The 26,487-nt window shown below is 70.1% G+C and carries 27 protein-coding genes; 13 read left to right on the forward strand and 14 right to left on the reverse strand.

From position 1 onward, the window contains the following. Window positions 1-24: 24 nt before the first annotated feature. Complete coding sequence (gene rfbD / locus U9J23_RS16400; RefSeq protein WP_326598880.1) at window positions 25-894, reverse strand: dTDP-4-dehydrorhamnose reductase; 870 nt, start codon at window positions 892-894, stop codon at window positions 25-27. Window positions 895-1,190: 296 nt separating this feature from the next. On the opposite strand from rfbD, the gene U9J23_RS16405 reads away from it, so the two are divergent. Together U9J23_RS16405 and U9J23_RS16410 are read left to right on the forward strand one after the other, a co-directional pair. Next, window positions 1,191-2,684 (forward strand): LCP family protein, encoded by a 1,494-nt coding sequence (locus tag U9J23_RS16405; RefSeq protein WP_085468526.1) that lies wholly within the window; start codon window positions 1,191-1,193, stop codon window positions 2,682-2,684. Window positions 2,685-2,704: 20 nt separating this feature from the next. Beyond that, window positions 2,705-3,415, forward strand: a complete 711-nt coding sequence (locus tag U9J23_RS16410) for a TIGR03089 family protein (RefSeq protein WP_059382271.1) — start codon at window positions 2,705-2,707, stop codon at window positions 3,413-3,415. Here the strand turns inward: U9J23_RS16410 and U9J23_RS16415 are convergent. Next, window positions 3,393-3,719 carry a hypothetical protein gene (locus U9J23_RS16415; RefSeq protein ID WP_080968252.1) on the reverse strand — a complete coding sequence of 109 codons (327 nt, stop codon included), beginning with the start codon at window positions 3,717-3,719 and terminating at the stop codon, window positions 3,393-3,395. The genes U9J23_RS16410 and U9J23_RS16415 overlap by 23 nt on opposite strands. A 136-nt stretch (window positions 3,720-3,855) precedes the next feature. Next, on the reverse strand, window positions 3,856-5,298 hold the full coding sequence (locus tag U9J23_RS16420) for an MFS transporter (protein WP_272267175.1): 1,443 nt from the start codon (window positions 5,296-5,298) through the stop codon (window positions 3,856-3,858). A gap of 145 nt (window positions 5,299-5,443) precedes the next feature. Here U9J23_RS16420 and U9J23_RS16425 point away from each other — a divergent pair, with 145 nt between their 5' ends. Next, the gene (locus U9J23_RS16425) at window positions 5,444-5,923 is read left to right on the forward strand and encodes a MarR family winged helix-turn-helix transcriptional regulator (RefSeq protein WP_272267174.1); all 480 of its coding nucleotides are present in this window, start codon (window positions 5,444-5,446) and stop codon (window positions 5,921-5,923) included. Window positions 5,924-5,933: 10 nt separating this feature from the next. Here U9J23_RS16425 and U9J23_RS16430 read toward each other — a convergent pair whose 3' ends face one another. The 6 genes from U9J23_RS16430 to U9J23_RS16455 form a co-directional block, all read right to left on the reverse strand. Next, window positions 5,934-8,378: an FtsX-like permease family protein gene (locus U9J23_RS16430; protein ID WP_085468528.1), complete on the reverse strand. Its 2,445-nt coding sequence runs from the start codon at window positions 8,376-8,378 to the stop codon at window positions 5,934-5,936. Further along, window positions 8,375-9,160, reverse strand: a complete 786-nt coding sequence (locus tag U9J23_RS16435) for an ABC transporter ATP-binding protein (protein WP_085468529.1) — start codon at window positions 9,158-9,160, stop codon at window positions 8,375-8,377. The genes U9J23_RS16430 and U9J23_RS16435 overlap by 4 nt, the downstream gene beginning before the upstream one ends. Window positions 9,161-9,272: 112 nt before the next feature. Further along, window positions 9,273-10,001 (reverse strand): response regulator transcription factor, encoded by a 729-nt coding sequence (locus U9J23_RS16440; protein ID WP_059382276.1) that lies wholly within the window; start codon window positions 9,999-10,001, stop codon window positions 9,273-9,275. A gap of 1 nt (window position 10,002) precedes the next feature. Next, complete coding sequence (locus tag U9J23_RS16445; RefSeq protein ID WP_106199211.1) at window positions 10,003-11,193, reverse strand: sensor histidine kinase; 1,191 nt, start codon at window positions 11,191-11,193, stop codon at window positions 10,003-10,005. A gap of 12 nt (window positions 11,194-11,205) precedes the next feature. Beyond that, entirely contained in the window at window positions 11,206-11,718 is a 513-nt protein-coding gene (purE, locus tag U9J23_RS16450; protein WP_019288515.1) for a 5-(carboxyamino)imidazole ribonucleotide mutase, read from the reverse strand. Further along, the gene (locus tag U9J23_RS16455) at window positions 11,711-12,985 is read right to left on the reverse strand and encodes a 5-(carboxyamino)imidazole ribonucleotide synthase (protein WP_085468530.1); all 1,275 of its coding nucleotides are present in this window, start codon (window positions 12,983-12,985) and stop codon (window positions 11,711-11,713) included. The genes purE and U9J23_RS16455 overlap by 8 nt, the downstream gene beginning before the upstream one ends. 189 nt (window positions 12,986-13,174) lie before the next feature. Between U9J23_RS16455 and U9J23_RS16460 the strand changes: the two genes are divergently transcribed. Then, window positions 13,175-13,711, forward strand: a complete 537-nt coding sequence (locus tag U9J23_RS16460) for a GtrA family protein (protein ID WP_059382279.1) — start codon at window positions 13,175-13,177, stop codon at window positions 13,709-13,711. A 69-nt stretch (window positions 13,712-13,780) separates the two neighbouring features. Here the strand turns inward: U9J23_RS16460 and U9J23_RS16465 are convergent, their stop codons facing one another. From U9J23_RS16465 to U9J23_RS16480, 4 genes are all read right to left on the reverse strand, one after another. Continuing rightward, the gene (locus U9J23_RS16465) at window positions 13,781-15,088 is read right to left on the reverse strand and encodes a sensor histidine kinase (RefSeq protein ID WP_059382280.1); all 1,308 of its coding nucleotides are present in this window, start codon (window positions 15,086-15,088) and stop codon (window positions 13,781-13,783) included. A gap of 10 nt (window positions 15,089-15,098) precedes the next feature. Next, window positions 15,099-15,782 carry a response regulator transcription factor gene (locus U9J23_RS16470; protein ID WP_059382393.1) on the reverse strand — a complete coding sequence of 228 codons (684 nt, stop codon included), beginning with the start codon at window positions 15,780-15,782 and terminating at the stop codon, window positions 15,099-15,101. 75 nt (window positions 15,783-15,857) lie between these two features. Beyond that, on the reverse strand, window positions 15,858-16,421 hold the full coding sequence (locus U9J23_RS16475; protein WP_059382281.1) for a PH domain-containing protein: 564 nt from the start codon (window positions 16,419-16,421) through the stop codon (window positions 15,858-15,860). A 56-nt stretch (window positions 16,422-16,477) separates the two neighbouring features. Continuing rightward, entirely contained in the window at window positions 16,478-17,323 is an 846-nt protein-coding gene (locus tag U9J23_RS16480; RefSeq protein WP_059382282.1) for a biotin--[acetyl-CoA-carboxylase] ligase, read from the reverse strand. A gap of 116 nt (window positions 17,324-17,439) precedes the next feature. Here U9J23_RS16480 and U9J23_RS16485 point away from each other — a divergent pair, with 116 nt between their 5' ends. The 3 genes from U9J23_RS16485 (at window position 17,440) to U9J23_RS16495 (ending at window position 20,227) form a co-directional block, all read left to right on the forward strand. Continuing rightward, window positions 17,440-19,080: an acyl-CoA carboxylase subunit beta gene (locus U9J23_RS16485; RefSeq protein ID WP_016694905.1), complete on the forward strand. Its 1,641-nt coding sequence runs from the start codon at window positions 17,440-17,442 to the stop codon at window positions 19,078-19,080. A 156-nt stretch (window positions 19,081-19,236) separates the two neighbouring features. Beyond that, on the forward strand, window positions 19,237-19,563 hold the full coding sequence (locus U9J23_RS16490) for an acyl-CoA carboxylase subunit epsilon (RefSeq protein WP_059382283.1): 327 nt from the start codon (window positions 19,237-19,239) through the stop codon (window positions 19,561-19,563). Window position 19,564: 1 nt separating this feature from the next. After that, a complete protein-coding gene (locus U9J23_RS16495) occupies window positions 19,565-20,227 on the forward strand; it encodes a Maf family protein (protein ID WP_059382284.1) in 663 nt (220 codons plus the stop codon). A 30-nt stretch (window positions 20,228-20,257) separates the two neighbouring features. Here the strand turns inward: U9J23_RS16495 and U9J23_RS16500 are convergent, their stop codons facing one another. Continuing rightward, the gene (locus U9J23_RS16500; protein ID WP_272267171.1) at window positions 20,258-20,674 is read right to left on the reverse strand and encodes a group III truncated hemoglobin; all 417 of its coding nucleotides are present in this window, start codon (window positions 20,672-20,674) and stop codon (window positions 20,258-20,260) included. A 62-nt stretch (window positions 20,675-20,736) separates the two neighbouring features. Here U9J23_RS16500 and U9J23_RS16505 point away from each other — a divergent pair, with 62 nt between their 5' ends. The 6 genes from U9J23_RS16505 (at window position 20,737) to U9J23_RS16530 (ending at window position 26,487) form a co-directional block, all read left to right on the forward strand. After that, window positions 20,737-21,630, forward strand: a complete 894-nt coding sequence (locus U9J23_RS16505; RefSeq protein ID WP_059382286.1) for a sulfurtransferase — start codon at window positions 20,737-20,739, stop codon at window positions 21,628-21,630. Continuing rightward, window positions 21,627-22,040: a SufE family protein gene (locus tag U9J23_RS16510; protein WP_059382287.1), complete on the forward strand. Its 414-nt coding sequence runs from the start codon at window positions 21,627-21,629 to the stop codon at window positions 22,038-22,040. Before U9J23_RS16505 ends, U9J23_RS16510 begins: the two co-directional genes overlap by 4 nt. Window positions 22,041-22,047: 7 nt before the next feature. Further along, entirely contained in the window at window positions 22,048-23,505 is a 1,458-nt protein-coding gene (locus tag U9J23_RS16515) for a condensation domain-containing protein (protein WP_106199206.1), read from the forward strand. Window positions 23,506-23,625: 120 nt separating this feature from the next. Continuing rightward, window positions 23,626-25,416, forward strand: coding sequence for an acetyl/propionyl/methylcrotonyl-CoA carboxylase subunit alpha (locus U9J23_RS16520; protein ID WP_085468532.1), 1,791 nt, complete (start codon window positions 23,626-23,628; stop codon window positions 25,414-25,416). Window positions 25,417-25,552: 136 nt separating this feature from the next. Further along, window positions 25,553-25,930 (forward strand): DUF1707 SHOCT-like domain-containing protein, encoded by a 378-nt coding sequence (locus U9J23_RS16525; protein ID WP_059382290.1) that lies wholly within the window; start codon window positions 25,553-25,555, stop codon window positions 25,928-25,930. Between the two features lie 119 nt (window positions 25,931-26,049). Next, entirely contained in the window at window positions 26,050-26,487 is a 438-nt protein-coding gene (locus U9J23_RS16530) for a DUF1707 SHOCT-like domain-containing protein (RefSeq protein WP_059382394.1), read from the forward strand.

The following is a 26,487-nucleotide window of genomic DNA, read 5'->3' on the forward strand; positions in this document are numbered from 1 at the left end:
CCTCACGGGCCGCTTCGTCGGATGTCATCGTGCAGGCGGCACGGTTCCGTCACCGGCGATCGCCTCGTGCAGCGCCTCCCGCCACGGACGCAAGGGGGTCAGGCCGGCGCCGACCCAGGCGCTGTCGTCGAGCACCGAGTAGGCGGGCCGGGGCGCGGGCCGGACGAACTCGTCGCTGCTGCACGGGTGCACCCGCTCCGGATCGGCGCCGATCTCCTCGAAGACCGCCCGGGCGAGGTCGAACCAGGTCGCTTCCCCGGCGTTCGTCGCGTGCAGGATCCCGCCGGGGATCCCGTCGGCGCGGGAGGCGAGTTCGAGCAGGCCGTCCGCCAGGTCGCGGGCGTAGGTGGGGCAGCCACGCTGGTCGTCGACGACGCGCAGGGTGTCGCGTTCGCCCTCGAGTCGCCGCATGGTGGCGACGAAGTCGTTGCCGTCGCCGGTGTACACCCAGGCGGTACGCACGACGTGCGCGGTGGGCAGCGCCTCGAGCACCTTCCTCTCACCTGCGAGTTTCGTGCGGCCGTAGGCCGTGCGCGGGCCGGTCGGGGCGTCCACCCGGTAGGGCTCGGTCGCGTCGCCGGCGAAGACGTAGTCGGTGGAGACATGGACGAGACGGGCACCCTTGTCGGCACAGACGGCGGCCAGCACACCCGGGCCCGTGCCGTTCACCACAGCGGCTCGGTCCTCGTCGGTCTCGGCCGCGTCGACGGCGGTGTACGCGGCGGCATTGATCACCACGGAGCCCGGTTCGACGGCGGCGGCCACGGCCTGCGGATCGGTGATGTCGACCTCGGTCGATCCGACACCGCGGATCGGGATCCCCGCCGCAGTGCCGCGGTTCACGAGATGACGGCCGAGCTGGCCACGGGCTCCGGTGACGAGAACGCTACGCACTCGGAGAAGTCTGGCACGCCGGAGTGGTGCGCGCCGAGCAAGCGTCCCCACCAGTAGCCTTCAACCGAGAGCTACAGACACAGACCCCGTACCAGCCACAGGAGGAGTACCAGGTGCCGCCAGAGCCGCGTCGCCGCACCGGCCGGCGTCCCGACCCGACGGGACGTCGCCCCCACGCGGGCGATCCGACAGCTGCCGACGGCAGGTACGGGTCGGAGCCCGGCCCCCGGCAGTCCCGGCGTACCGCCCGGCGCGAGCCGCCCTCGCGCAGCCCCGGAACACCGGCGGAGGCGCGGGTGTACAGCGGCAGGCCGTGGCAGATCGCCGTCGCGATCGCGGCGTGCCTGGTGCTGGTCGTCACCGGTGTGGCGTGGCGCAGCGTCGACGCGCTGCAGTCGTCGCTGGCCTCGGTCCGCGGGCTGGCCCTCGGCGGCGGCGAGGACGGCGCCGTCGACATCCTGCTGGTGGGCACCGACAGCCGCACCGACGCGCACGGCAACCCCCTCTCCCAGCGTGAGCTCGACGCGTTGCGCGCGGGCGAGGAAGTGGCGAACAACACCGACACGATCATCCTGATCCGCGTGCCGAACGACGGCCGGTCGGCCACCGCGATGTCGATCCCCCGCGACACCTACGTCGAGGTGCCCGAGATCGGGATGTCGAAGATCAACGCGGCGTACGGCGCCACGAAGGCGAACCGGCGCGCCGAGCTCGTCGAAGCCGACGCCGACGCGACCGAGACCGAACTCGAGAACGAATCGACCCAGGCGGGCCGGGAGGCGCTCATCGAGTCGGTCGCCGACCTGACGGGTGTGACGGTGGACCATTACGCCGAGGTCGGACTCCTCGGCTTCGTGCTGCTCACCGACGCCGTCGGCGGTGTCGACGTGTGCCTGAACGCACCGGTGGACGAGCCGCTGTCGGGCGCCCGTTTCGACGCCGGTGTACAGACCCTGCAGGGTTCGGACGCACTGAGCTTCGTCCGCCAGCGTCACGACCTGCCGCGCGGCGATCTCGACCGGATCGTGCGGCAGCAGGTGTTCATGGCATCGCTGGCTCAGAAGGTCCTCAGCGCCAAGACGCTGTCCAACCCGTCGAAGGTGAGTCAGCTGACCGCCGCAGTGCAACGTTCAGTGGTGCTCGACTCCGATTGGGACATCATGGCGCTGGCGACCCAGCTGCAGGGCCTTGCCGGTGGCGACGTGACCTTCTCGACGATCCCTGTACAGGACATCAACGCGATGACCGATTACGGCGAGTCGGTCGTGCAGGTCGATCCGGACGAGGTTCGCTCCTTCGTCGCCGAGCTGATCGGCCGCGAACCGGACGGCAGCGAGACCACCTCGACCCCGGTGCCCGCCCCCGACATCGACGCGTCGACCGTCACGGTCGATGTCGCGAACGCCGGATCCGTGTCCGGCCTGGCCTCCCAGGTGTCCGCGGCCCTGTCCGAGGAGGGCTACGTCGAGGGCGAGGTGGGCAACTACACCGGTTCCGGTGTGGGCACGTCGACGGTCTTCGGTGCCGACGAGGACTCCGACGAGACTCGTGCGGTGGCCGCGGCGCTCGGTGGTCTCGCCACCGGGTCCGACCCCTCGCTCCCGGCCGGCACGGTGCGGGTCGTGCTCGCAGGCGACTACACCGGCCCCGGCTCGTCGTCGTACTCCGGTTCGTCCACCGCCGCATCCGCCTCCGACATCGGGGTGAGCCCGGCCGGTGGCACCGCCACCCCGGCTCCCTCCGCACCACCCATCGATGCGGGCTCCGACGGCCCGCGCTGCGTGAACTGACAGCCGAGAAGAAGGACATCGTGACCACCCTGACCGACGCACTGCTCGATCCGATCCTCGCCGAAGATCCGGCGGGTCCGCGGATCACCTGGTACGACGACGCGACCGGCGCGCGTATCGAACTGTCGGCGCTCACCCTCGCCAACTGGGCCGCCAAGACGGCCAATATGATCCGCGACCAGTTCGGGATTCTTCCCGGCGGTCGCGTCGCGGTGCTGCTGCCCGCCCACTGGCAGAGCGCAGCGGTGCTGCTCGGTGCGTGGTGGGCCGGCGCCGAGGTGGTGCTCGAGGCCGACCCCGACGCCGACCTCGCGCTCGTCACCCCCGACCGGCTGGACGAGGTCGACACGGTCGCCGAGGTCGCGGCGTTGTCGCTCGACGCATTCGGTGCCCCCGTCCGCGACCTGCCGCCCGGGATCACGGACTACGCGACGGACGTGCGGATGCACGGCGACCAGTTCCGGTCCTCCGGTGCGGCCGATGCGGTGCTCGCCGGACGTTCACAGTCGGATGTGCTCACCGCCGCCACCGAGTCGGCGTCGGCGGCGGGTATCGGCAGCGGCGACCGCGTGTTGTCCTCCCGGTCGTGGTCGCAGCCCGACGATCTCGTCGCCGGACTGCTCGCGGTGCTCGCGGCCCGGGCGTCGCTGGTGCAGGTGAGCAATCCCGATCCCGAAGCCACCGAACGCCGCGTGGCGAGCGAGAAGATCACGGTTCGTCTGGACGGGTGATCCCGCGCTCCTCGCGGTAGCCGCCGTCGGCGAGTCCCGCCTCGATCTCGAACCTGTTGCGGGATCCCGGGTTGCGGAGTTCCTCCCACAGATAACGCGCCGCGAAGCCGATGCCGTGGCGGGCCCACTGGTCCGCGTGCACGGCTTCGTGGCGCAGCAGCGCGCGTGTGGGTCGTATGCGGGTGAGGAAGACACCGCCGACGGTGGTGCCGCCGCGCGCGAAACCACCGCGCATACCGCTGCAGACGAACAGTCCGTACTCGTCGTCGAAGGACACCGAGCCGCCCCAGGCCCTGCCCCACATCGTCGCGAGTGCGGTGACGAAACGTGCCGACGGGACGCCGCGCGATGCGCGTATCACCCTGGCACGCTTCCGTTCCCGTCCCGACACGGCTCGAGCCTACGCCGGCCATGCCGTTTCGGGTCTCCGCCGTGCCCGCTCAGACCTTCGCGGGCACGTTCTCGTCGACGGCGTGGAGATCCTTGCGGCGGACGACCGGGATCGTCAGCGTGATCGCGGCGGCCACCAGCGCGACGCCGCACCCGATGAGCAGACCGGTACGGAATCCGGCCTCGGTCGGGATGCTGTAGCCGGCGGCCTGCACGCTCATCTGCGACAGCACCACACCCACCACGGCAGCCGAGATCGACGTGCCCATCGAGCGCATGAGCGAGTTGACGCTGTTGGCGGAGGCCGTCTCGGACTGCGGCACGGCCGACATGATCAGTGCGGGCATCGCACCGTACGCGAAGCCGACGCCGGTGCTGCAGATCGCGGTGACGACGAGCAGGCCCCAGGTCGACCCCATGAGGACGATCGACGAGCCGTATCCGAGCGCGATGATCAGGCAGCCCACGAAGAGCGTGACCTTCGGTCCGCGCTTCGACGAGAGCTTCCCTCCGATCGGCGAGACGAGCATCATCATGAGCCCGCCGGGAGCCATCCACAGACCCATCGCCAGCATCGACTGGCCCAGGCCGTAGCCGGTCTCGGCCGGCAGCTGGAGCAGCTGCGGGACGATCAGCGACTGCGCGTACATGCCGAAGCCCACGACGACCGAGGCGCAGTTGGTCAACAGGACCGGGAGCCGCGCCGCGACCCGCAGATCGACGAGCGGCTCGGAGCGGCGCAGTTCCCACCAACCCCAGACCAGCAGGACGACGACGGCCGCGGCGAACAGATCGAGGGTCGTCGAGCTCGTCCACCCCCAGTCGCCGCCCTTCGAGATCGCGAGCAGCAGGCAGGTCAGAGCCGTTCCGAGGCCGAGCGCACCCACCACGTCGAAGCGGGCGGTGCTGCCCGTGCCACGCCCCTGGGGAGCCACCCGCCACAGCAGGACGAAGACCACGGCGCTCAGCACGCCAGTGGCCCAGAAGAGGGCGCGCCAGCTGGCGTTCTGGGCGACCGCGGCGGCGATCGGGAGGCCGAGCGCGCCACCGATACCCATCGAGGCGCTCATCAGCGCGATCGAGGAGTGCAGACGCTCGGGAGGGAGCGCGTCACGCAACAGGCTGATGCCCAGGGGGATCAGACCGACGCCGAGGCCCTGCAGGCCGCGGCCGATCAGCATCGGCACGAGCGACGACGCCATGGCGCACAGAACCGAGCCGAGAACGAGCGGCACCGTGCAGATCAACAGCATCCGTCGCTTGCCGTACATGTCACCGAGGCGTCCGACGACGGGCGTGGCCACGGCACCGGTGAGCAGGGTGACGGTGATGACCCAGGACGCATTGGACGAGGACGTGTTCAGGATGGCGGGCAGCTGGGCGATGAGCGGCACGACCAGCGTCTGGGTGAGCGCGCCGACGATACCGGTGAAAGCGAGGACCCCCACCAGCAGGGAGGAGCGCACCTGGTGCGCCCCGGGTGACTCCGACATGTACGACTCCGTGATCGACGAAATGCGCCGGTTCCACCGGCAAGAATGTGTATGGCGCACATGGTATGCATGATGCATATCCGTCGGTCAACGCGGGAACGCCCATAATGGACACCGACCCGCCTAGGAGTGATGAAGCGCACACATGGACAAGACGACGCACCTGATCGAGTTCGAAATCATGCTCCTGGGGCGGCATCTCACCTTCTTCGGGCCGCGCCGGCGCGACGCCGGGCACCTCGATCGCAGCGCCTACACGATGCTGAGCCGGTTGTGGGCCCAGGGACCGATGACCATCGGACAGCTCAGCGAGGCATTCGGTCTCGACGCCTCCACTGTGAACCGGCAGACCGCGGTCCTGTTGAAGTCGGGACTCGCCGAGCGCATCCCCGACCCGGACGGCGGTATCGCCCGCAAGTTCCGGATCACGGATGAGGGTGAACGTCGACTCGACGACGAACGCGCCCGAGCCGTCGAAGGACTCGAGCGCGTTCTGGTCGACTGGGACGCCGAGGACGTGACGCGGTTCGCCCGCTATCTCGAGCGGTTCAACACCGACATCGAGCGGCTGTCCGGGGCACCGTGGACCCGACCGGCCCACATCCGCCCGCCCGGCGAGGACTGAGTTCCCCCGGTCACCCGGCCATCGCCGCGACCGGCGACACCCGGCTCGCGCGCTGGGCGGGGACGAGCGACGCCACCACACCCGCGAGACCGCCCACCAGGACGATCGCTGCGAGCTGCCACCACGGCACCGCCCCGAATCCGATGTGACCCGTGCCGATCACCGAGGCCGTGCCGGCCGCACCGAGCAGCAGACCGAGCACCACGCCGAGCAGCGACGCCACGCCGGCGATGATCGACGCCTCCCGCACCAGCAGACTCCGCACACCGGCCCGCGAGAGACCGACCGAGCGCAGCATCGCGGTCTCCCGTCGCCGCTCGAGCACCGACAACGCCATCGTGTTGCCCACGCCGATCAGGGCGATCACCACAGCCACGGACAGCAGCCCGCCGACGATCAGCAGCATCGTGTCGAGAATCTTCTCGAGCATCTGCCGCATCTGCACCGCACCGACCACGTCACTGCCCGGAACCTCGGCCGCGGCGATCCGCGACAGGTCGTCGGAGACCGCGACGAGGTCCTCGTCCGACAGTCCCCGATCGAGTTTCAGCCACAGGGTGTCCGCCGTGACGGGACCGGCGACGGCGGTCAGATCGCTCCACTCGATCATGTCGGGCATCCCGATCTCCGTCGTGGCGACGGTCAGCTCGCGTGCGCCCACCGGGCCACCGACGGTCACGACAGCTCCGTCGTCCACGCCCACCGATCTCGCCAGGGACCGTTCGAGCACGATCGTCCCAGCCTCGGGAAGCCGCACGTCCGTCCGGACGGTCGAGGCCATCGCCGCGGGATCGACGCCGAGGACCGACGCCTCCGTGCCACCGATCATGAGGTCGACGGTGGCGAGCTCGGCTCCGCTGTGCACCCGGTCGACCGCCGTCAGCCGCTCGATCACCTCCGGTGCGAGACCGTCGCGTTCGGGCGCGGTCACGGCCATGTCGACGGGGAAGTTCTCGTCGATCACGTCGGGCGCACCGCCCTTGAGCGTGCCGATCCCCACGACGAGGGTCGAGGTCAACGTCACACCGATGAACAGCGCGGTGGCCGTCGACGCGGTGCGGCGAGGATTGCGCCGCGCGTTGCCCGCGGCGAGCGCCGCGAGCGGACCACCGGCACGGGCGAGCACGTCCCCCACCGCACCGACCGCGGCGGGCACGAGACGGCGGGAGGCGAGCACGACACCGACGAACAGCAGCAGTCCGCCGGGGCATGCGACGAGCACGTTCGCCATGACGACCCCGAGCCCGAGCAGTGCCGTGCCGCCGAGGATCGCCAGCGCGGCGCAGATGCGGCGCACCCACGAGTCGCGTACCGGTTCGGGGCGGGTCTCGAGGGGCTGCAGGGCCGCGAGCGCCCGCACGCGGGTCGCCGCACGCGCGGCGCCGTTCGCGGCGACCACCGTCATGCCCGTTCCCACGATCAGACCCGCGAGCACCGTCGTGGTCGTCACCGAGATCGATGTGAGCGGGAGCGGGGCGTCCACGGCCTGCGCGACGGCCACCACGGCCGCGGCGAGTCCGGTCCCGCCGAGCACGCCGAGGACGGCCGCGACGAGACCGACGACGAACGCCTCACCGCGGACACTGCGCCGGATCTGGGCGGACGTCACGCCGACGCAGCGCATCAGGGCCAGTTCGCGGGTGCGCGCGGCGAGCAGGACGGAGAAGGTGTTCGCGATGACCAGGCCGGCCACGACCACCGAGATCGCCGCGAAGCACAGCAGGACGTTGCGCAGCAGGGCGACGTCCCCGACATAGCCGTCGGCGACCGCCGTGGCGCGATCGGCACCCGGCACGACGTCGACACCCGGCATCGGCGCAAGTGCCGCTCGCACGGCGTCGGCGTCACCGACGGCACGGACCTCCCAATCCGTCGTATCGCCGGACCACGACCGCACCTGTGCGACGTCGACGAAGACCGATCCCGGGCTCAGGGCGAGCGGCGATCCGTCGAGATCGACGACGCCGACGACCTCCACGGTGGTCGGGGGCACGGAACCCGTCAGGTCGGCGACGGTGATCTCGTCACCGATCGCCCGGCCGGACGACGAGCCGACGGCCACCTCACCCGGGTTCGACGGCCAGCGGCCGTCCCCGAGTTGCTGCCACCGCAGGGCGCCCTCGGGTGCGATGCTCGTCGCGGTGCCGTTCGAGGACGACCCGTCGGCGCCGATCAGCCGGACGGGACCGCTGACGTCGAGCGCCGCCGCCTCGACTCCCGGTGTCGTGGCGACCAGCGTGAGCACCTCGTCGGGTGCGACGGTGGAGTCGACGGGAAGAGCGACGGCCGCGACCCCCTCGTACCGGGCCGCGGTGGATTTCGAGACCGACGCGCTCACCGTGTCGCCGAGCACGAGGGTCGTGACGACGAACGCGACCGCGACGAAGACCGCCAGCGCGGACGCGACGTACCGCCCCCGATGGGCGCGGGCCTGGGCCAGGACGAGATGCCTCATCGGACCGGCACCACCGTTCGGGAGGTGCGCAGGTCGCGAAGCGCATCGAGCACCGAATCCGCTGTGGGTTGCGCGATCTCACCGGCGAGCCGGCCGTCGGCGAGCAGCACCACCCGATCGGAGTAGGAGGCCGCGACCGGATCGTGCGTCACCATCACCACGGTCTGGCCGGTCTCCCGCACGCTCGACCGGAGCATGGAGAGCACCTCCGCGCCGGACTGCGAGTCGAGGTTTCCGGTGGGTTCGTCCGCGAAGATCACGTCGGGCTGCGGCAGGAGCGCCCGCGCTACGGCGACGCGTTGCTGCTGACCGCCGGACATCTCGTGGGGAAGATGGTCGAGCCGGTCGGTCAGACCGAGCCTGCCGGTCACCTCGTCGAACCAGTCCGGCGCCGGGCGCGAGCCTGCCAGCCGCATCGGCAGCAGGATGTTGTCGCGGGCGGTGAGCACGGGCAGCAGATTGAACGCTTGGAAGACGAAACCGATGCGGTCGCGGCGCAGTTCGGTGAGCACCGCATCGGGGGCGGTGCTGATCTCGACGTCGGCGCGGCGGCCGTCACCGTGGAGGATCACGCGCCCGGAATCGACACCGTCGAGACCGGCGAGGGCGTGCATGAGCGTCGACTTGCCGGATCCGGACGGTCCCATGATCGCGGTGAAGCGTCCCCGCTCGAAGGCGATGGACACCCCGTCGAGGGCACGCACCTCGGCGTCGCCGCGGCCGTAGACGCGGACGACCCCCTGAGCCGAACATGCCGGTACGAAAGAGCTGATCGAAGTCATGCTTCGACGCTAGAAACGATGCGGCGCACGCACATCGACCCGCGAGTCGATCTTCGCCGCCCCGGTGTCCTCCCCCGGGAGGACCGGTCGTCTCCGGGATGGCACCACGGTCCTACTCCCCCGAGCCGAGCAGATCGTCGGGATGCACGAGACCTGCGCGGAAGGCGAACAGCACCGCCTGCACGCGGTCGCGCGATCCCGTCTTCGCCAGCACCCGGCCCACGTGGGTCTTGACGGTCGTCTCGGAGAGCACGAACCGCTCGGCGATCTCCCCGTTGGTCAGGCCGTGCGCCATCGCGACGAGCACCTCGAGTTCGCGCGGGGTCAGATCCTCGGGCACCGCGACCGGCACCGCGCGCCGCTCCGCACCGTCGAGCAACGGCGAGACGTGGTGCAGCAGTGAGCGGGTCGCGCGCGGGGCCATCACGGCGTCACCGCGGTGCACCGTCCGTACCGCGGCCAGCAGGTCCTCGGGCGGCGCGTCCTTGAGCAGGAAGCCGCTCGCACCGGCGGCGATCGCCTGGACGACGTAGTCGTCGTTGTCGAAGGTGGTGAGCACCACGACCTTCGGCGCGTCGGCGGAGCGCAGCAGCGACCGCGTCGCCGAGATGCCGTCGACCCGCGGCATCTGCACGTCCATCAGCACGACGTCAGCGCGAACCCGTTCGAGTTCGGCGACGGCGGCCTCACCGTCGGACGCCTCGACGACGACCTCGATGTCCGGCTGCGATTCGAGCACCATGCGGAAACCGGCGCGCACGAGCTGCTGGTCGTCGACGAGCCCAACACGGATGGTCGTGTCGGGGCGGGTGTCGCGGGCGGGTTCGGTCACGGACGCCACCCTAGGGGGAGACCGCCGGTGCGGGCAGTTCGGCACGGACCCGGTAGCCGCCACCGTCCCTCGGACCGGCCGCCGCGCGACCGCCGTGCAGCCGGGCCCGCTCCTCGATACCGGTCAGCCCCTGCCCACCCGGGCGGGCCTCGACGAGCGCCGCCGCTCCCCTGCCGTCGTCGACGATCTCGACGACGAGCGTGTCGGGCCGCCAGTCGAGACGGACGTGGGTGCGGGCGCGGGGACCCGCGTGCTTGAGGACGTTGGTGAGCGATTCCTGCACGATCCGGTAGACCGACAGTCCCAGTCCCTCGGGCACCTCGCGGCTCTGCCCGTCGACCGAGAACTCGACCTCGAGCCCGCTCGTGCGCATCTGCTCGACGAGCGCCGGCACGTCGCCGACCCCGGGTGTAGTGGTGAACTCGCGGGGCGTGTCCTCACGGAGCACCGACAGCAACCCGCGCATGTCGGTCAGCGCGCGACGCCCGGTCTCGGCGATGGTGGTCAACGCCCCCGTGGCCGCCTCCGGGTTCGTCGCGGCGGCGTAGCGACCACCGTCGGCCTGCGCGATGATCGCCGTGAGCGAGTGCGCGACGATGTCGTGCATCTCCCGGGCGATGCGGGTGCGCTCCTGGGTGGCGGCCAGTTCGGCCTCCTTGAGACGTTCGAGTTCGAGCAACCGGTTGCGCTCGGTGAGCGAATCCATCTCGCGCAACCGCAACCCGCGGACCCGGCCGAACGCCCACACACCGGCGAGGAAGACCGCGACGAAGGTGGCCGTCACGAACGCTTCGAGCGCGGTGCGGCCGTCGTAGCCGAAATAGCGCACCCCGGCGAGTGCGCCGCCGGCGACCGCGACGGGCAGCGCGGTGTTGGCGGCCCACCGCGGAGCGTAGGCGGCGAGCGCGTACACCGCGATCGGCACCGCGATCGCCGAGATCGGCAGGACCTCCGGCAGGACGAGCAGGTGCGCGTAGGCGGCGAGCGCGACGAGCGAACCCGCCACCACCGGGCGGGTCCTGCGCCAGGCCAGCGGCAGCGTGAGCGCGAGGGTGACGAACAGACCCGCCACCGATCGCGCGTCCGCCACGTGCAGGGCGGCCCCGAACAGGGCGAGCACCGCGGCCAACGCCCCGTCGATCACTCCGGTGTGCCCGCGGGCCCACCGGTTCCAGCGTTCGAGCAGCGGGGTCGTCTGCACGGCGACGCTCCGTCAGCCGAGCAGCTTCTGCCGCAGCGCCTCGTCCTTCTCGAGCACCATCTGCTCGAGACCCGCCTGGAACTTCTCCATCTGCTCGCGCAGCGCCGGATCGGAGGCACCGAGGATGCGCGCGGCGAGCAGACCCGCGTTGCGGGCGCCGCCGATCGAGACGGTGGCGACGGGGACACCGGCGGGCATCTGCACGATCGACAGGAGCGAGTCCATACCGTCGAGGTACTTCAGCGGCACCGGAACACCGATCACCGGCAGCGGGGTCGCCGAGGCCACCATGCCGGGCAGGTGGGCGGCGCCGCCGGCGCCCGCGATGATGACCTTGATCCCGCGACCGGCGGCGTCCTTGGCGTAGTCGAGCATCCGCTGCGGCGTGCGGTGCGCCGAGACGACACCCACCTCGAAGCGGATCCCGAACTCGACCAGCGCCTCGGCAGCGGCCTGCATGGTCGGCCAGTCCGAGTCGCTGCCCATGATCAGGCCGACCTGTGCACCCTGTGCCACGTCACTCACCGCTTTCTCCCGTGTGTTCGTTCCAACCGTCGGTCCACACCGCGTGCGAGAGCCAGTGCGCCGCGCGTTCCGCGCGTTCACGCACGGCGGCGACGTACTCGGGATCGTCGATCGATCCGGACGGCCCACCGAGCACGTTGACGTGGCCGATCTTGCGGTCCTTGCGCTCACCCTTGCCGTAGAGGTGGACGTGTACGTCGGGCATCCGGGCGAACAGGTGGTGGAGCCGCTCGTCCATGCTCATCGCCGGCGCCTCGGGCGCGCCGAGCACGTTCGCCATCACTGTCACCGGGGCGATCGGGCTCGTGTCGCCGAGGGGGTAGTCGAGCACGGCGCGCAGGTGCTGTTCGAACTGGCCGGTGCGAGCACCGTCCATGCCCCAGTGCCCGGAGTTGTGCGGACGCATCGCAAGTTCGTTGACGATCAGCTCACCGGAACGTGTCTCGAACAGCTCGACCGCCATGACACCGACGACGCCGAGCTCTCCGGCGATGCGCAGCGCGAGTTGCTCGGCGGCGGTGGCGACGTCCTCGGGCAGATCCGGGGCGGGTGCGATGACGACGGCGCACTGGCCGTCGCGCTGGACGGTCTCGACGACCGGCCACGACGCGCCCTGGCCGAACGGGGACCGCGCGACCATCGCCGACAGTTCGCGAGTCCACTCGACCTTCTCCTCGGCGAGGAGCGGGACACCTGCGGCTAGCTGCTCGGCGACGACCTTCTCGAGTTCGGCGCGGTCGTCGAGGATCCACACGCCGCGGCCGTCGTAGCCGCCGCGTGCGGCCTTGAGCACGTACGGATCGCCGAGCGTGTCGAGGGCGGCGCGGGCGTCCTCGACGGAGGTGATCTCCGCAAACTTCGGCATCGGTGCGCCGAGCTCACCGAGCCGCTTGCGCATCGCGATCTTGTCCTGGGCGTAGATCAGGGCCTGCGGGGGCGGCAGCACGGCGACGCCTTCGCGCTGCAGGACCTCGAGATGCCGGGTCGGTACGCCCTCGTGGTCGAAGGTGAGGGCGTGCGCGCCGGTCGCGGCGCGGCGGAGGGCGTCGAGGTCGTCGTGGCTGCCGAGCACCACGTCCGGGCTGACCTGCGCGGCGGGTTCGTCGACGCTCCCGGCGAGGACGCGCAGCGTCTGACCGAGCGCGATCGCCGCCTGATGGGTCATCCGCGCGAGCTGTCCACCACCGATCATCGTGACGACCGGCATACCCGTCGTCAGGGTGCGGGGCGTGTCGGATCTGGGGGACGATTCAGGTCTGCCTGTCACGGCTGTCCATGGTGTCACAGCATGTCGTGGCGTCGTTCCGCTGCTCCCCTGCCGAGCGGCGAGGGACCTCCCACCGACCCGTTGCGGCGTGTGCCGACGCTGCGGGACGACCCGCGCGGCGGTGTGGGAATGCCGACATGTGCGGTCGGGTTTCGGAAATTCACATCTTCGTTTCGTACACTTCTCCAAGTGACAATCGTCGATGAAGCGTTGAGCAGAGTTCCCCAGCCTTTCCGGGGGCTGTTGCTCCGGCATCGCGAATTGATCAAATTCGCCATCGTCGGCGGCACCACCTTCGTGATCGACTCGGTGATCTTCTACACGCTCAAGCTCACAATTCTGTCCGACAAGCCGGTGACCGCCAAGATCATCGCCGGTGTCGTCGCGGTGATCTGCTCGTACATCCTCAACCGCGAATGGTCCTTCCGTAATCGCGGCGGCCGCGAGCGCGCCCACGAGGCGTTCCTGTTCTTCTTCGTCAGCGGTATCGGCGTCGTGCTCTCGTTCATCCCGTTGTGGATCTCGAGTTATGTCTTCAACCTGCGCGTACCCGAGGTGAGCCTCGCGACGGAGAACATCGCCGACTTCGTCAGCGCGTACATCATCGGCAACCTGCTGCAGATGATCTTCCGCTTCTACTGCTTCAAGAAGTTCGTCTTCCCGGAAGAGATGGTTCCGGACGCTCCCGTCGACGAACCCTCCGAGCAGCAGCTCGACCCGTCCTGAGCCCGAACCGTCCTGAGCCCCGACCCGTCCTGAGCAGAGCACCCCGACCGGTCCCGACCGGATGACGGTCTAGCGCGGTTCGCGCGTGCCGTTCGGCACGGGGGCGTCCCGATCGCGGGGCGCGCCGAGGAACAGCGCGAACAGTGCGGGCCGGCGTCGTTGCAGTTCGAGACGACCGCCGTCCGCCTCAGCGAGGGCGCGCGCGAGCGCCAGCCCGACCCCGGTCGACCCACCGCCGGAGAAGCCGCGGTCGAAGACGTACGGCGCGACCTCGTCGCTGACGCCCTCTCCCTCGTCGGCCACCTCGACACACACGGTGGCGTCGCCGCGGGTCGCGACCTGCCTGACCGAGACCGTGCACGTGCCGCCTCCGTGCACGAGCGCGTTGTCGACGAGCACCGCCACGGCTTCACGCAACCGCGAACCGGTGACCGCCGCCCGCAACGACGGATCGCCGCGCAGCACCAGCTCCCGTCCCGCCTCCTCGTAGGGGCCGCGCCAGTCGGCGACGACCCCGGTGAGTTCGCCGACCACGGAGACGTCGGTGCGTTGGTCGGCGCTGCTGTCGCGGGACTGGCGCACGAGGCCGTCGATCGCGGTGGTCAGCCGGTCCACCTGCGCCATGGCCGCCTCGGCCTCCTCCACCACGGCGGGATCGTCGTGTGTGGACAGCTCGTCGAGCCGCAGCCGGATCGCGGTCATCCGGGAGCGGAGCTGGTGCGAGACGTCGCCGACGAGCGCGTGCTCGCGCTGCAGGCGGTGCGAGATCTCCACGGCGGCCGAATCCAGGACGTCGGAGACGCGATCGAGTTCGGGGATACCGTGGCGCCGGGCCACCGGGCGGAAGTCGCCCTCGGCGAGACGGGCCGCCCGGTTCGCCACGTCGCGCAGCGGGTCGGCGAGCCGTCGGGCGGTCGCCACCGCGACCAGCGCTCCGGCCGCGACGGACAGCAGCACCAGCAGGCTCACCGCGGCGAGCACCTGCTGCTGCAGGGAGCGCATGCTCTCCGAGGGGACCTCGATGAGCAGCGAGCCCGACGTTCCCATCGACAACGATTCGACGATCGACGCCTCGAGCACAGGGGTGCCGATGTCCAGCCGCGCCGCGACGTTCTCGGGTGTCGGGTAGACCACGACGGCCCGCCCGTCGGTGGGGACGAGCAGGCGCAGGGAGCTCGTGTCGAGGCCACCGACGACGAATCCGTCGGTGCCCTCCTGGGCGATGATCTCGTCGGCCATGCGTTCGAGCCGGTTCTGCAGGTCGCGGCGGGCGGTGTCCTCGACGAACAGGAATGCCGTGTAGGCGAGCGGGATGCCGAGCAACAGCGCGACGAGCAACACGGTCGCCAGGACGGCGTTGAGGATGCGGCTGCGCACGCCGGAGACGCTAGTCGGTGTTCAGCCGGAAACCGACACCGCGCACCGTGGCGATGCGACGTTCCCCGGCCGGCCCCTCGTCGCCGATCTTGCGGCGCAACCACGACATGTGCATGTCGAGTGTCTTGGAACCGCGCAGGTCGGCGTCTCCCCACACCTCCTCGAGGATGGCGTCGCGGGAGACGACCTGCCCCGCGTGCTCGAGCAGCACGCGCAGGAGCTCGTACTCCTTGTTGGCGAGCGTCACCTCGGAGCCGTCCACGAGAACACGGCGGGCGGCCCGTTCGAGCCGGATCCCGGCGACGTCCACGATGTCGTCGTTCTCCGGTCCGCCGCGCCGGCGCAACAGTGCGCGCACGCGCGCCATGAGCTCGGCGAGACGGAACGGTTTGCCGACGTAGTCGTCGGCGCCGGCGTCGAGACCGACGACGAAGTCGACCTCGTCGGTGCGGGCGGTGAGCATGAGCACGGCCAGATCGGAGCGGCTCGCCCGGATCTGGCGACACACCTCGAGTCCGTCCATCCCGGGCAGACCGAGGTCGAGGATGAGCAGTTCGAACCTGCCCGACAGTGCCTGTTCGAGCGCGGCCGGACCGTTGTCCTCGACGGTCACCTCGTACCCTTCGCGTCCCAGCGCGCGGGACAGCGGTGCAGCGATTGCGTCGTCGTCTTCGGCGAGTAGAACGGCAGTCACCACGCCAGCCTACGGATCGGGGTTCGCTTTGTCGGGATTACCGGTGGGTCGTGTCGGTGCCCCTGCAACTCGTGGTCACCAGGCCTTGCGGTGCTCGTGCTCGTCGCGCCGATAGCGGGTGGTGTGACGGTCGTCGGGACGCTGGTCCTGCGCATCGAAGGCCTGCCGGTAGAGCAGGGCGTGCACCTGCTGGACGTCGGGGATGTCGTCGAACTCGATGGGATCGTCGGCGGCGGAGACCACGACGAGCGTGCCGGTCCGGAGCATCCGGTCGACGAGGCCGTGCCGGAACTGGACGTTGCTGATCCGGCCCATCGGGATGTCGATGCCCGTGTGGGTGAGCACACCGGTGCGGACGAGGACGCGCCGGTCCGTGACGATGAAATGCGTGGTGAGCCACCCGACGAAGGGAGGGACGCACCGCCAGCCGACGAGGCCGATCCACGCCGCGACCACGGCGAGGCCGCACCAGGTCGCGGCGGCACCGTCGAGCCGCGCCTGGACGAGTCCCAGCAGGAAACCCGCAACCATCGTCGACACGAGGAAGGTCGCCGTCGGCAGCACGAGAGACTTCCAGTGCGAATGCCGATGCAGAAGCAACTCTTCCTCGGGTGCGAGGGCGTCCTCCGGGTATCCCATACCGCCCACGATGGCATATGTCGGTCTTGTACCGATGCGAGCGGTCGCAGGGGGGCTCAGACCGGTCGCAGATGTGTGATGTCGCCCGCAGCGACCGCCACGGCTTCGCCCCCACCGTCGGGCCGGATCACGATCCGTCCCTGGTCGTCGACGTCGGTCGCGACACCGTGCAGTTCGGTGTCGCCGGGCAGGATCGCGCGGACACGCTGCCCGACCGTGCTGCACCGTTCGCGGTAGGCCGCGGCGAGTTCGGTGGTGTCCCATCCCGCTCGGGCCCACGCCCGGATCCGGTCGCCGAAACCGGCGAGCAGCGCCTGCGCGAGCGGAGTGCGATCGAGTTCGGTGGCGTCCTCGAGCAGCAGCGAGGTGGCGGTGGGGACGGGCAGTTCGTCGCGTCCGAGGGTGGCGTTGATGCCGATCCCCGCGACCACCGTGGGCGCCGGCGAGGTGGCTGCGACCTCGACGAGGATGCCGGCGAGCTTGCGTCCGTCGACGAGGACGTCGTTGGGCCATTTCAGTTGTGCAGCAACGCCGGTGACGGATCGCACGGCGTCGACGGCGGCGATACCGCACAGCAGCGGGAGCCAGCCGATGTTCTGCAGCGGGCACTCGGGCAGCCGCAGCAGGACCGACACGATGACCTGCGCTCCGGGCACACCGTTCCAGGTGCGCGAGTGGCGGCCGCGGCCACCGTGCTGGAACTCGGCGAGCAGCACGCGGCGGTCGTCGCCGTCCGCGGCGACGGCGAGCAGATCCGCGTTCGTCGACGCCGTGTCCGCGACGACGTCGAGGCGTGTGTAGAAGCCCTCGCGCTCGGCGCCGACGAGGGCATCGCGCAGCGCCGCCTCGTCGAGCGGTGTGCGGAGGGCGAGAAGATCGGTCGTGGGCCGGTCGGATGCCATGTACACAGCCTAAAGTGGACCTTCGCTACCTACCCGCCGGTAGGTCCGGAGTGGTGGTCCGGCCTTCGGGACCTCGATGCAGCGGCCTTGTATGACGATCGCTAAGCTGACTGGCCATGACCACTGTCCAGGAGCCGTCCGCGCCCGAGGCGGCGAGTACGCCCGATATCCACACCACCGCCGGCAAGCTGGCCGACCTGCGCAACCGTCAAGCACAGGCCCGGGTCCCGGTCGGTGAGGCCGCAGTCGAGAAGGTTCACGCCAAGGGCAAGCTGACCGCTCGCGAGCGCATCCAGGCGCTCCTCGACGAAGGATCGTTCGTCGAGCTCGACGCCCTCGCTCGCCACCGCAGCACCAACTTCGGCCTGGCCGACAACCGTCCGCTCGGCGACGGCGTCGTCACCGGCTACGGCACGATCGACGGCCGCGACGTCTGCGTCTTCTCGCAGGACGCCACCGTCTTCGGCGGCAGCCTCGGCGAGGTCTACGGCGAGAAGATCGTCAAGGTCATGGACCTGGCCCTCAAGACCGGCCGTCCGCTGATCGGCATCAACGAGGGCGCCGGCGCGCGCATCCAGGAGGGGGTCGTCTCCCTCGGCCTCTACGGTGAGATCTTCCACCGCAACGTGCAGGCCTCCGGTGTCATCCCGCAGATCTCGCTGATCATGGGCCCCGCGGCCGGTGGTCACGTCTACTCCCCCGCGCTCACCGACTTCGTCGTGATGGTCGACCAGACCAGCCAGATGTTCGTCACCGGCCCCGACGTCATCAAGACCGTCACCGGCGAGGACGTCACGATGGAGGACCTCGGCGGCGCCCACACCCACATGGTCAAGTCGGGTGTCGCGCACTACGTCGCCGACGGCGAGCAGGACGCCCTGGACTACGTCAAGGACCTGCTGTCCTACCTGCCCAGCAACAACCAGGCCGCTGCGCCGCGTCTCGCGCCGAGCGACCCGATCGAGGGCGCGATCGAGGATTCCCTCACCGCGGAGGACATCGAGCTCGACACGCTCATCCCGGATTCGCCGAACCAGCCGTACGACATGCACGAGGTCATCCGTCGCCTGCTCGACGACGACGAGTTCCTCGAGGTCCAGGCCGAGCGCGCGAAGAACATCATCGTCGGCTTCGGTCGCGTCGACGGCCGCAGCGTCGGCATCGTCGCCAACCAGCCCACGCAGTTCGCCGGCTGCCTCGACATCGACGCATCCGAGAAGGCCGCGCGCTTCGTCCGCACCTGCGACGCGTTCAACGTGCCGATCATCACGCTCGTCGACGTTCCCGGCTTCCTGCCCGGCACGGAGCAGGAGTACAACGGCATCATCCGCCGCGGCGCCAAGCTGCTCTACGCCTACGGCGAGGCGACCGTCGGCAAGATCACGGTCATCACCCGTAAGGCCTACGGCGGCGCGTACGACGTCATGGGTTCCAAGCACATGGGTGCCGACGTCAACCTCGCATGGCCCACCGCGCAGATCGCCGTCATGGGTGCCTCCGGCGCCGTCGGCTTCGTCTACCGCAAGCGCCTGCTCGAGGCCGCCAAGAACGGCGAGGACGTCGACGCGCTGCGCCTCGAGCTGCAGAACGAGTACGAGGACACCCTGGTGAACCCGTACGTCGCGGCCGAGCGCGGTTACGTCGACGCGGTGATCCCGCCGTCGCACACGCGCGGTCAGATCGTTTCCGCGCTGCGCCTGCTCGAGCGGAAGATGGTTTCGCTCCCGCCGAAGAAGCATGGAAACATTCCGCTGTGACGCTCCGCGGCAGGACCGGGCGCATCCCGGTCCTGCCGCGACCGTACGGCGTAGCACGTCGCCGACGACGTGCGATGAACCCGAGAGAGGGATCGACATGACAGCGACCCGGTGGGCATCCGATGCCCGTGTGGACGCGTATCCGGGGGGTGCCCTGTGACAGCGACGGCAGAGGACAAGATCATCACCGAGTTCGAGGTCGAAGAGCAGTCGCCCGCGGTCGAGGCCACGGCCGCCGACGGTGCGGCCGAAGCGCCCCAGGAGAACACCGCGGTCGCCGAGACCGCGGCCGCCATCCGCATCGTCAAGGGCAACCCGTCCGACGAGGAGATCGCGGCTCTCGTCGCCGTGCTCGCCGCTGCCGCTGCGTCGGCGAGCGACGAGGTCGTCGACACCCGGCCGCCCGAGACCTGGGGTGATCCGACGCGGATGCACCGTCGGTGGGCGCCGTTCTCGCCGTATTCGTACCCGAACCGCGGCTGACATGCCCCGGCTCGTTCTGGCCTCGGCTTCACCCGCCCGCCTCGCGGTTCTCCACGCGGCGGGCGTGAAGCCGTTGGTGCAGGTGTCGGAGGTCGACGAGGACGCACTGATCGCGTCCCTCGGGCCCGGCACGCCACCGGCGCAGGTCGTCACCGAGCTCGCCCGAGCCAAGGCCACCGACATCCTGCCCGTCCTGCGCGAGCAGAGGCTGCGCGACGCCGTCGTCATCGGATGCGATTCGATGCTGCTGATCGACGGTGCTCTGCAGGGCAAGCCCGGCACCGTCGAGGCGGCCCGGAAGCGCTGGCGGACGATGGCCGGTCGCAGCGGTGAGCTGCTCACGGGCCACGCCGTGCTCCGCATCCGGGACGACGAGGTCGTCGCGGAGGCCGCCGACCACAGCGGCACCGTCGTACACTTCGGCACCCCCACCGACGAGGAACTCGAGGCATATCTCGACAGCGGTGAGCCGCTCGAGGTGGCCGGTGCCTTCACGCTCGACGGTCACGGGGGCTGGTTCGTCGAGCGCATCGAGGGCGATCCGTCGTCGGTGATCGGCATCGGGTTGCCGCTGGTGCGGCGCCTCCTCGCCGAGGTCGGCATCTCCGTCGCACGCTTGTGGGCCGAGAACGCCGCGATCCCCCTCGAGTCGCTCGAGAACTGAGCCGGACCGGCGAATCCGGTCGCGCGGGCTCTATCGAGCCGTGCCGCCGTACAGGGTCTTCTGCAACGAGCCCACCATCGCCGCGGCCTTGCTCTTCGCGCGCTCCGCGTCCACGCCGTGGAACATCTCGTCCACGGTCCCGCACCACGACTGCAGCCACCGCTCGAATCGGGCGGGGGTCAGTCCGTGGTGTCCGTGCAGCGCCCGGTGCACCGGCACGAATGCTCCGCGATAGCGGGTCGTGCGGAAGAGGATCTGCTCCCAGAAGTCGCCGACGACCACCAGATGGTCGTCGAGTCCGACCACAGCGAGCACGTCGAAGGCCGGCGCGAGCACGGGATCGTCGAGGGCCCGTTCGTAGAACCGCCGGACCAGCAGGTCGATGTGCTCCCGCGATGCGAGCTCGACCGGGACCGCCCGGTCGCCGTTGGTGTCACTGCGGGTCACGTCCCGTCACGGTACCGCCTAGAATCGACGGCGCACCTGCCACCACAGCCTCAGGAGCCCATGTGCCCGTCGCACCCGATAGCAACCCTTCGTTCGCCGTCTACGCGGATCCCAACCGTCTCGTGTCGACGGAATGGTTGTCCGCTCATCTCGGCCATCCCGAAGTGAAGGTCGTAGAGTCCGACGAGGACGTCCTGCTCTACGACGTGGGGCACATCCCCGGTGCGGTGAAGATCGACTGGCATCTCGATCTCAACGACCCCGTCACCCGCGACTACATCGACGGCGAGCAGTTCGCCGCGCTGATGGACCGCAAGGGCATCCGCCGCACCGACACCGTGATCATCTACGGCGACAAGTCCAACTGGTGGGCCGCCTACGCGCTGTGGGTCTTCACCCTCTTCGGTCACGAGGACGTCCGTCTGCTCGACGGTGGCCGCGACGCGTGGATCTCCGAGAACCGCGACACCACCCTCGACATCCCCGTCGCCACGACGAGCGGCTACCCGGTCGTCGAGCGCAACGACGCGCTGATCCGCGCGTTCAAGGACGACGTCCTCGCGCACCTGGGCAAGGGCCCGCTGGTCGACGTGCGGTCGCCGCAGGAGTACACCGGCGAGCGCACCCACATGCCCGACTACCCGGAGGAGGGCGCCCTGCGCGGCGGCCACATCCCCACCGCGGTGTCGATCCCGTGGGCGAAGGCGGCGGCGCCGGACGGCCGGTTCCGTTCGCGGCCCGAACTCGAGGAGATCTACGGCGACATCGACAAGGATGCCGACGTGATCGCCTACTGCCGGATCGGCGAGCGTTCGAGCCACACCTGGTTCGTGCTCACCTACCTGCTCGGATACTCGAACGTGCGCAACTACGACGGTTCGTGGACCGAGTGGGGCAACGCGGTCCGCGTGCCCATCGTCAAGGGCGAGGAGCCCGGAGAAGCGCCGGCAGCATGAGCATCCCCGCCCCGCTCGCCGAGATCGTCGACGACTTCGCCGCCGTCGAGGGTCAGGACAAGCTGCAGTTGCTACTGGAGTTCAGCCGCGAGCTCCCGCCCCTTCCCGCGGAGCTGGAGGAGGCGGCGATGGAGCCGGTGCCCGAGTGCCAGTCGCCGCTGTTCCTGTCCGTCGACGCATCAGACCGTTCGCGGGTGAAGCTCCACTTCAGCGCCCCCGCGGAAGCGCCGACCACGCGCGGCTTCGCGTCGATCCTGCATCAGGGACTCGATGGTCTGAGCGCGCAGGAGATCCTCGACGTACCCGACGATTTCTACGCGTCGCTCGGGCTCGCCGAGGCGGTCAGCCCGCTGCGGCTGCGAGGAATGAGCGCGATGCTCACGCGTATCAAGCGGCACCTCCGAGCCTGACGCGGTCATGGAGTTCACCGAGCTCGCCGACTACCGGATCCCCCCGGGTGTTCTCACCGAATGGCTGCCGTGCGCGGCCGAGGACGACTGGCGCGAGGACCCCCGCCCCGCCTCGTACATCCACGAGGCGCATCTGAGGCGTACCTCGGGGGTCCGGTACGGCGGGGGCCGCGACTCGTGGCTCGGCACGGCCTTCGAGGTCGCCGGTCCGCTCGACACCGAGCGGTTCCGGCGGGCCCTGCAGCGGTGGATCGACCGGCACGAACCGTTGCGCAGCCACGCGCACCTCGCCGAGGAGCAGAGCGGCGGTCTGGTGCGGCGCACCGCTCCCCCGGGCCGGGTGTCGGTGCGGCCCATCCGGCACGATCCCGCCGATCCCGGCACCATCCACGACCACCTCCTCGGCCTGTTCGACGACTACACGACGCCGCACCTGTGGCCGTCCTACGTCTTCGCGACGCTCGAGCGGACACCGGACGGGAATGCCGACGACGCGGGGAGCGCGAAGGACACCGACGAGCGGTTCACGGTCTTCTTCGGCGCCGACCACTCCATCATCGACGGGTACTCGGTGGTGCTCGTGGCGCACGAGATCTCGGCGCTCTACGAGGAGGAGCGCACCGGTCGCGCCGCCGACCTGTTCCCGGTGGGCAGTTACATCGATTTCGGCGCCGCCGAACGCGACGACTCCGCGCAGCTCGACGACCACGACGAGGCCGTGCAGATCTGGCGGCGGACCCTCACCGAATGCGGCGGCGAACCGCCCGCCTTCCCCCTTCCGATCGGTCCGCGACCCGCGCACGCCACACCCCAGCAGCGACTCTCGGAACGCTGGTTCGACGACGACGAGGCGAGTGCCTTCGCGGCGTGCTGCCGGCGCGCCGGGACGGGTTTCTTCGCCGGTGTGCTGGCGTGTTTCGGCCGGGCGACGGCCGAGTTCACCGGCGCGGAGCGGTTCCGGACGGTCGCGCCCGCACACACCCGCGCCGGGCCGATCTGGGCGGGTTCGCTCGGTTGGTTCGTCGGCCTGCGCCCGATCGATCTGAAGCTCACGGACACAACGGATTTCGACACTCTGGCGATGCGGGCCGGCGACGAACTGCACCGCACCCGCGCGAGCGCCCGGGTGCCGTTCGTGCGGGTGGGTGAACTCCTCGGCGTGCCCATTCGTCCCCGTTTCGTCGTCTCGTACATGGACGTGCGGTTCGTGCCGATGGCGGCCCAGTGGCCCGAATGGAACGCCCAGGCGCTGCGCAGCCGCAGCTTCACGCACGACGTCTACGTGTGGATCAATCGCACGCCCGAGGGTGTGAACATGTCGGCGCGATTCCCCGACAACACCATCGCGGGCGAGAACGTTCCGAGCCTTCTCACGCGCACTCGCGAACTGATGCACGAGGTCGCGGTGGGTGGGCCGTGGATCGCGCAGCCGGAAACGGCAGCAGTCCCACCTACCGGTGAGTAGCATTGTGCGCTCGAACGGCCGCCGTAATGTATATGGGCATCCGGTTACATCGTCGATCCGATCGCCGCTTAGACTGCCCGTCGACGGAAATAACCTAACGATCGATCAACAGGAGGCTCCGTGCCCAGTCATGCCAGCGCGCAGATCACGAAGGTGCTCGTCGCGAACCGCGGCGAGATCGCTGTGCGGGTCATCCGAGCCGCCAAGGACGCGGGCTACGGCAGTGTCGCCGTCTACGCCGAACCGGACGCAGACGCACAGTTCGTGAAGCTCGCCGACGAGGCGTTCGCGCTGGGCGGCAACACCTCGGCCGAGTCCTACCTGGTGTTCGACAAGATCCTCGACGCCGCCGCCAAGTCCGGCGCCGACGCCATCCACCCCGGCTACGGCTTCCTCTCCGAGAACGCCGACTTCGCCCAGGCCGTGATCGACGCCGGCCTCATCTGGATCGGCCCCTCGCCGCAGTCCATCCGCGACCTCGGCGACAAGGTCACCGCCCGCCACATCGCCGAGCGCGCCAAGGCTCCGATGGCGGCCGGCACCAAGGACCCGGTCAAGAACGCCGACGAGGTCGTCGAGTTCGCGAAGAAGTACGGCGTGCCGGTCGCGATCAAGGCAGCCTTCGGCGGCGGTGGACGCGGCATGAAGGTCGCGCAGACCATCGAGGAGATCCCCGAACTGTTCGAGTCGGCCACTCGTGAGGCCGTCGCCGCCTTCGGTCGCGGCGAGTGCTTCGTCGAGCAGTACCTCGACAAGGCCCGCCACGTCGAGGCCCAGGTCATCGCCGACCAGCACGGCAACGTCATCGTCGCCGGCACCCGCGACTGCTCGCTGCAGCGCCGCTTCCAGAAGCTCGTCGAGGAGGCCCCCGCGCCGTTCCTGACCGACGAGCAGCGCAAGCGCATCCACGACTCCGCCAAGGCCATCTGCCGCGAGGCCGGTTACTACGGCGCCGGCACGGTCGAGTACCTCGTGCAGGGCGACACCGTCTCCTTCCTCGAGGTCAACACCCGCCTGCAGGTCGAGCACCCGGTCACCGAGGAGACCGCCGGCATCGACCTCGTGCGTCAGCAGTTCCGCATCGCCAACGGCGAGAAGCTCGAGCTCACCGAGGACCCGACCCCGCGCGGCCACTCCTTCGAGTTCCGCATCAACGGTGAGGACGCCGGTCGCGGCTTCCTCCCCGCCCCCGGCCCGATCACCGTCTACAAGGAGCCCACGGGCCCCGGCGTGCGCGTCGACTCGGGTGTCGTCCAGGGCGACGTCATCGGCGGTCAGTTCGACTCGATGCTCGCCAAGCTGATCGTCACCGGTGAGACCCGCGAGCAGGCGCTGCAGCGCGCTGCCCGTGCGCTGGCCGAGTTCGAGGTCGAGGGCCTGGCCACGGTGATCCCGTTCCACCGCCACATCGTCCGGAACCCGGCGTTCGTGGGCGACGGCGAGAAGTTCGACGTCTACACCAAGTGGATCGAGAACGAGTGGGAGAACACCATCGAGCCGTACACCGGTGGTGCCCCGATCGAGGACGAGGACGAGGCCCTGCCGCGTCAGAACGTCGTCGTCGAGGTCGGCGGACGCCGCGTCGAGGTGTCGCTGCCCGGCCAGTTCTCGCTCGGCGGTAACGGCGGCGGTGCCGGCGCGATCCGCAAGAAGCCGAAGCCCCGCAAGCGCGGTGGCGGCGGCGCCGGCAAGGCGTCGGGCGACGCGGTGACCGCACCCATGCAGGGCACGGTCGTCAAGGTCGCGGTCACCGAGGGCCAGGAGGTCGCCGAGGGCGAACTCATCGCCGTGCTCGAGGCCATGAAGATGGAGAACCCGGTCAACGCTCACAAGGCGGGCGTCGTCACCGGCCTGGCGGTCGAGCCGGGTGCCGCGGTCACCCAGGGCACCGTGCTCACCGAGATCAAGTAGGACGCCGCTCGAGCAACGCTCGGGCAACACGGCAGCTCCCGACGAGTCCCCCGCATCGCTCACGATGCGGGGGACTCGTCGTATCGGCCGTGTCGCGGCCCGGCTCCTGCGCGCGAAAAACCACTAGCCTGGAGTCATGGCCGACCGCCCCGACATCCGCATAGGCACCGCCGAGCGTGAAGAAGCCGTCGCGCTGCTCGGCGAGCACTTCGCCGCGGGCCGTCTCAGCCTGGCGGAGTTCGACGAGCGGGTCGCGCTCGCCACGCAGGCCACGGTGCGCGGCGACCTGATCCCCCTCTTCGCCGACCTGCCCTCCGCGCCGGCGGCGATGGCTACGACCGGGCCGCGTGATCTGGTGGAACAGCTGCTCACGCTGGTTCCGTTCATCCTGGTCGCGTTGCTCGTGATCGTCGTCTTCCGGCATCCGATCGCGCTGCTCATCGCCTTCGGCGTGCTGTTCGTCGTCGGTCGCCGGGCCTACCGGCTCCTCGGCGAGGGCCGCGGCCCGTCCTGACCTCGCGGTGCCCGGCCGCGCCTTCCTACTCCGGCGGAGATCCTGTAGCGGGTATCACAGCCTTTCGAGGAGCGCCCGTGGCTGTCGCCGGCCCGACGGCACAGGTTAGTGTGACCGGCATGTCAGAACACCCCGACATCCGGATCGGCAACGCAGAACGCAGTGAGGCGCTCGACCTGCTCGGCGAACACTTCGCACTCGGCCGGCTGACACTGTCGGAGTTCGACGAACGCAGCGCGAAGGCGTCGGCCGCCACGACGCGGGGCGATCTCCAGGTGCTGTTCACCGACCTGCCCGCCAACGTCACGGAGCTGCCCACCACGACCCGCGACGACCTGCCGGTGATCACCCCGAAAAACGATTCCGAGCGCTGGCGCGAGATCGTGATGGGACTGACCCCACTCGTCGCGCTCGTGTTGTTCTTCACGTTCGACACGTGGTTGTTCTTCCTGTTGATCCCCGCGATGGGCATCGTCCTGTTCGCCGGTCGCGACCGGGACGGGCACAGCACCGACAGCGACGCCGACGCCCGGCGGGGCGAGAAGAAGAACGCCTGA

The sequence above is a fragment of the Rhodococcus sp. PD04 genome, assembly GCF_035918275.1.
GTDB classification, from domain to species: domain Bacteria; phylum Actinomycetota; class Actinomycetes; order Mycobacteriales; family Mycobacteriaceae; genus Rhodococcus; species Rhodococcus rhodochrous.

What these genes read in the sequence shown, in the direction of transcription:
- U9J23_RS16530 (WP_059382394.1), top strand. Translation starts at nt 26,050, where the DNA reads ATGTCAGAACACCCCGACATCCGGATCGGCAACGCAGAACGCAGTGAG.
- U9J23_RS16525 (WP_059382290.1), top strand. Translation starts at nt 25,553, where the DNA reads ATGGCCGACCGCCCCGACATCCGCATAGGCACCGCCGAGCGTGAAGAA.
- U9J23_RS16425 (WP_272267174.1), top strand. Translation starts at nt 5,444, where the DNA reads ATGGACAAGACGACGCACCTGATCGAGTTCGAAATCATGCTCCTGGGG.
- U9J23_RS16475 (WP_059382281.1), bottom strand. Translation starts at nt 16,421, where the DNA reads ATGGGATACCCGGAGGACGCCCTCGCACCCGAGGAAGAGTTGCTTCTG.
- U9J23_RS16510 (WP_059382287.1), top strand. Translation starts at nt 21,627, where the DNA reads ATGAGCATCCCCGCCCCGCTCGCCGAGATCGTCGACGACTTCGCCGCC.
- U9J23_RS16430 (WP_085468528.1), bottom strand. Translation starts at nt 8,378, where the DNA reads ATGAGGCATCTCGTCCTGGCCCAGGCCCGCGCCCATCGGGGGCGGTAC.
- U9J23_RS16415 (WP_080968252.1), bottom strand. Translation starts at nt 3,719, where the DNA reads ATGTGGGGCAGGGCCTGGGGCGGCTCGGTGTCCTTCGACGACGAGTAC.
- U9J23_RS16515 (WP_106199206.1), top strand. Translation starts at nt 22,048, where the DNA reads ATGGAGTTCACCGAGCTCGCCGACTACCGGATCCCCCCGGGTGTTCTC.
- U9J23_RS16495 (WP_059382284.1), top strand. Translation starts at nt 19,565, where the DNA reads ATGCCCCGGCTCGTTCTGGCCTCGGCTTCACCCGCCCGCCTCGCGGTT.
- U9J23_RS16435 (WP_085468529.1), bottom strand. Translation starts at nt 9,160, where the DNA reads ATGACTTCGATCAGCTCTTTCGTACCGGCATGTTCGGCTCAGGGGGTC.
- U9J23_RS16480 (WP_059382282.1), bottom strand. Translation starts at nt 17,323, where the DNA reads ATGGCATCCGACCGGCCCACGACCGATCTTCTCGCCCTCCGCACACCG.
- U9J23_RS16420 (WP_272267175.1), bottom strand. Translation starts at nt 5,298, where the DNA reads ATGTCGGAGTCACCCGGGGCGCACCAGGTGCGCTCCTCCCTGCTGGTG.
- U9J23_RS16485 (WP_016694905.1), top strand. Translation starts at nt 17,440, where the DNA reads ATGACCACTGTCCAGGAGCCGTCCGCGCCCGAGGCGGCGAGTACGCCC.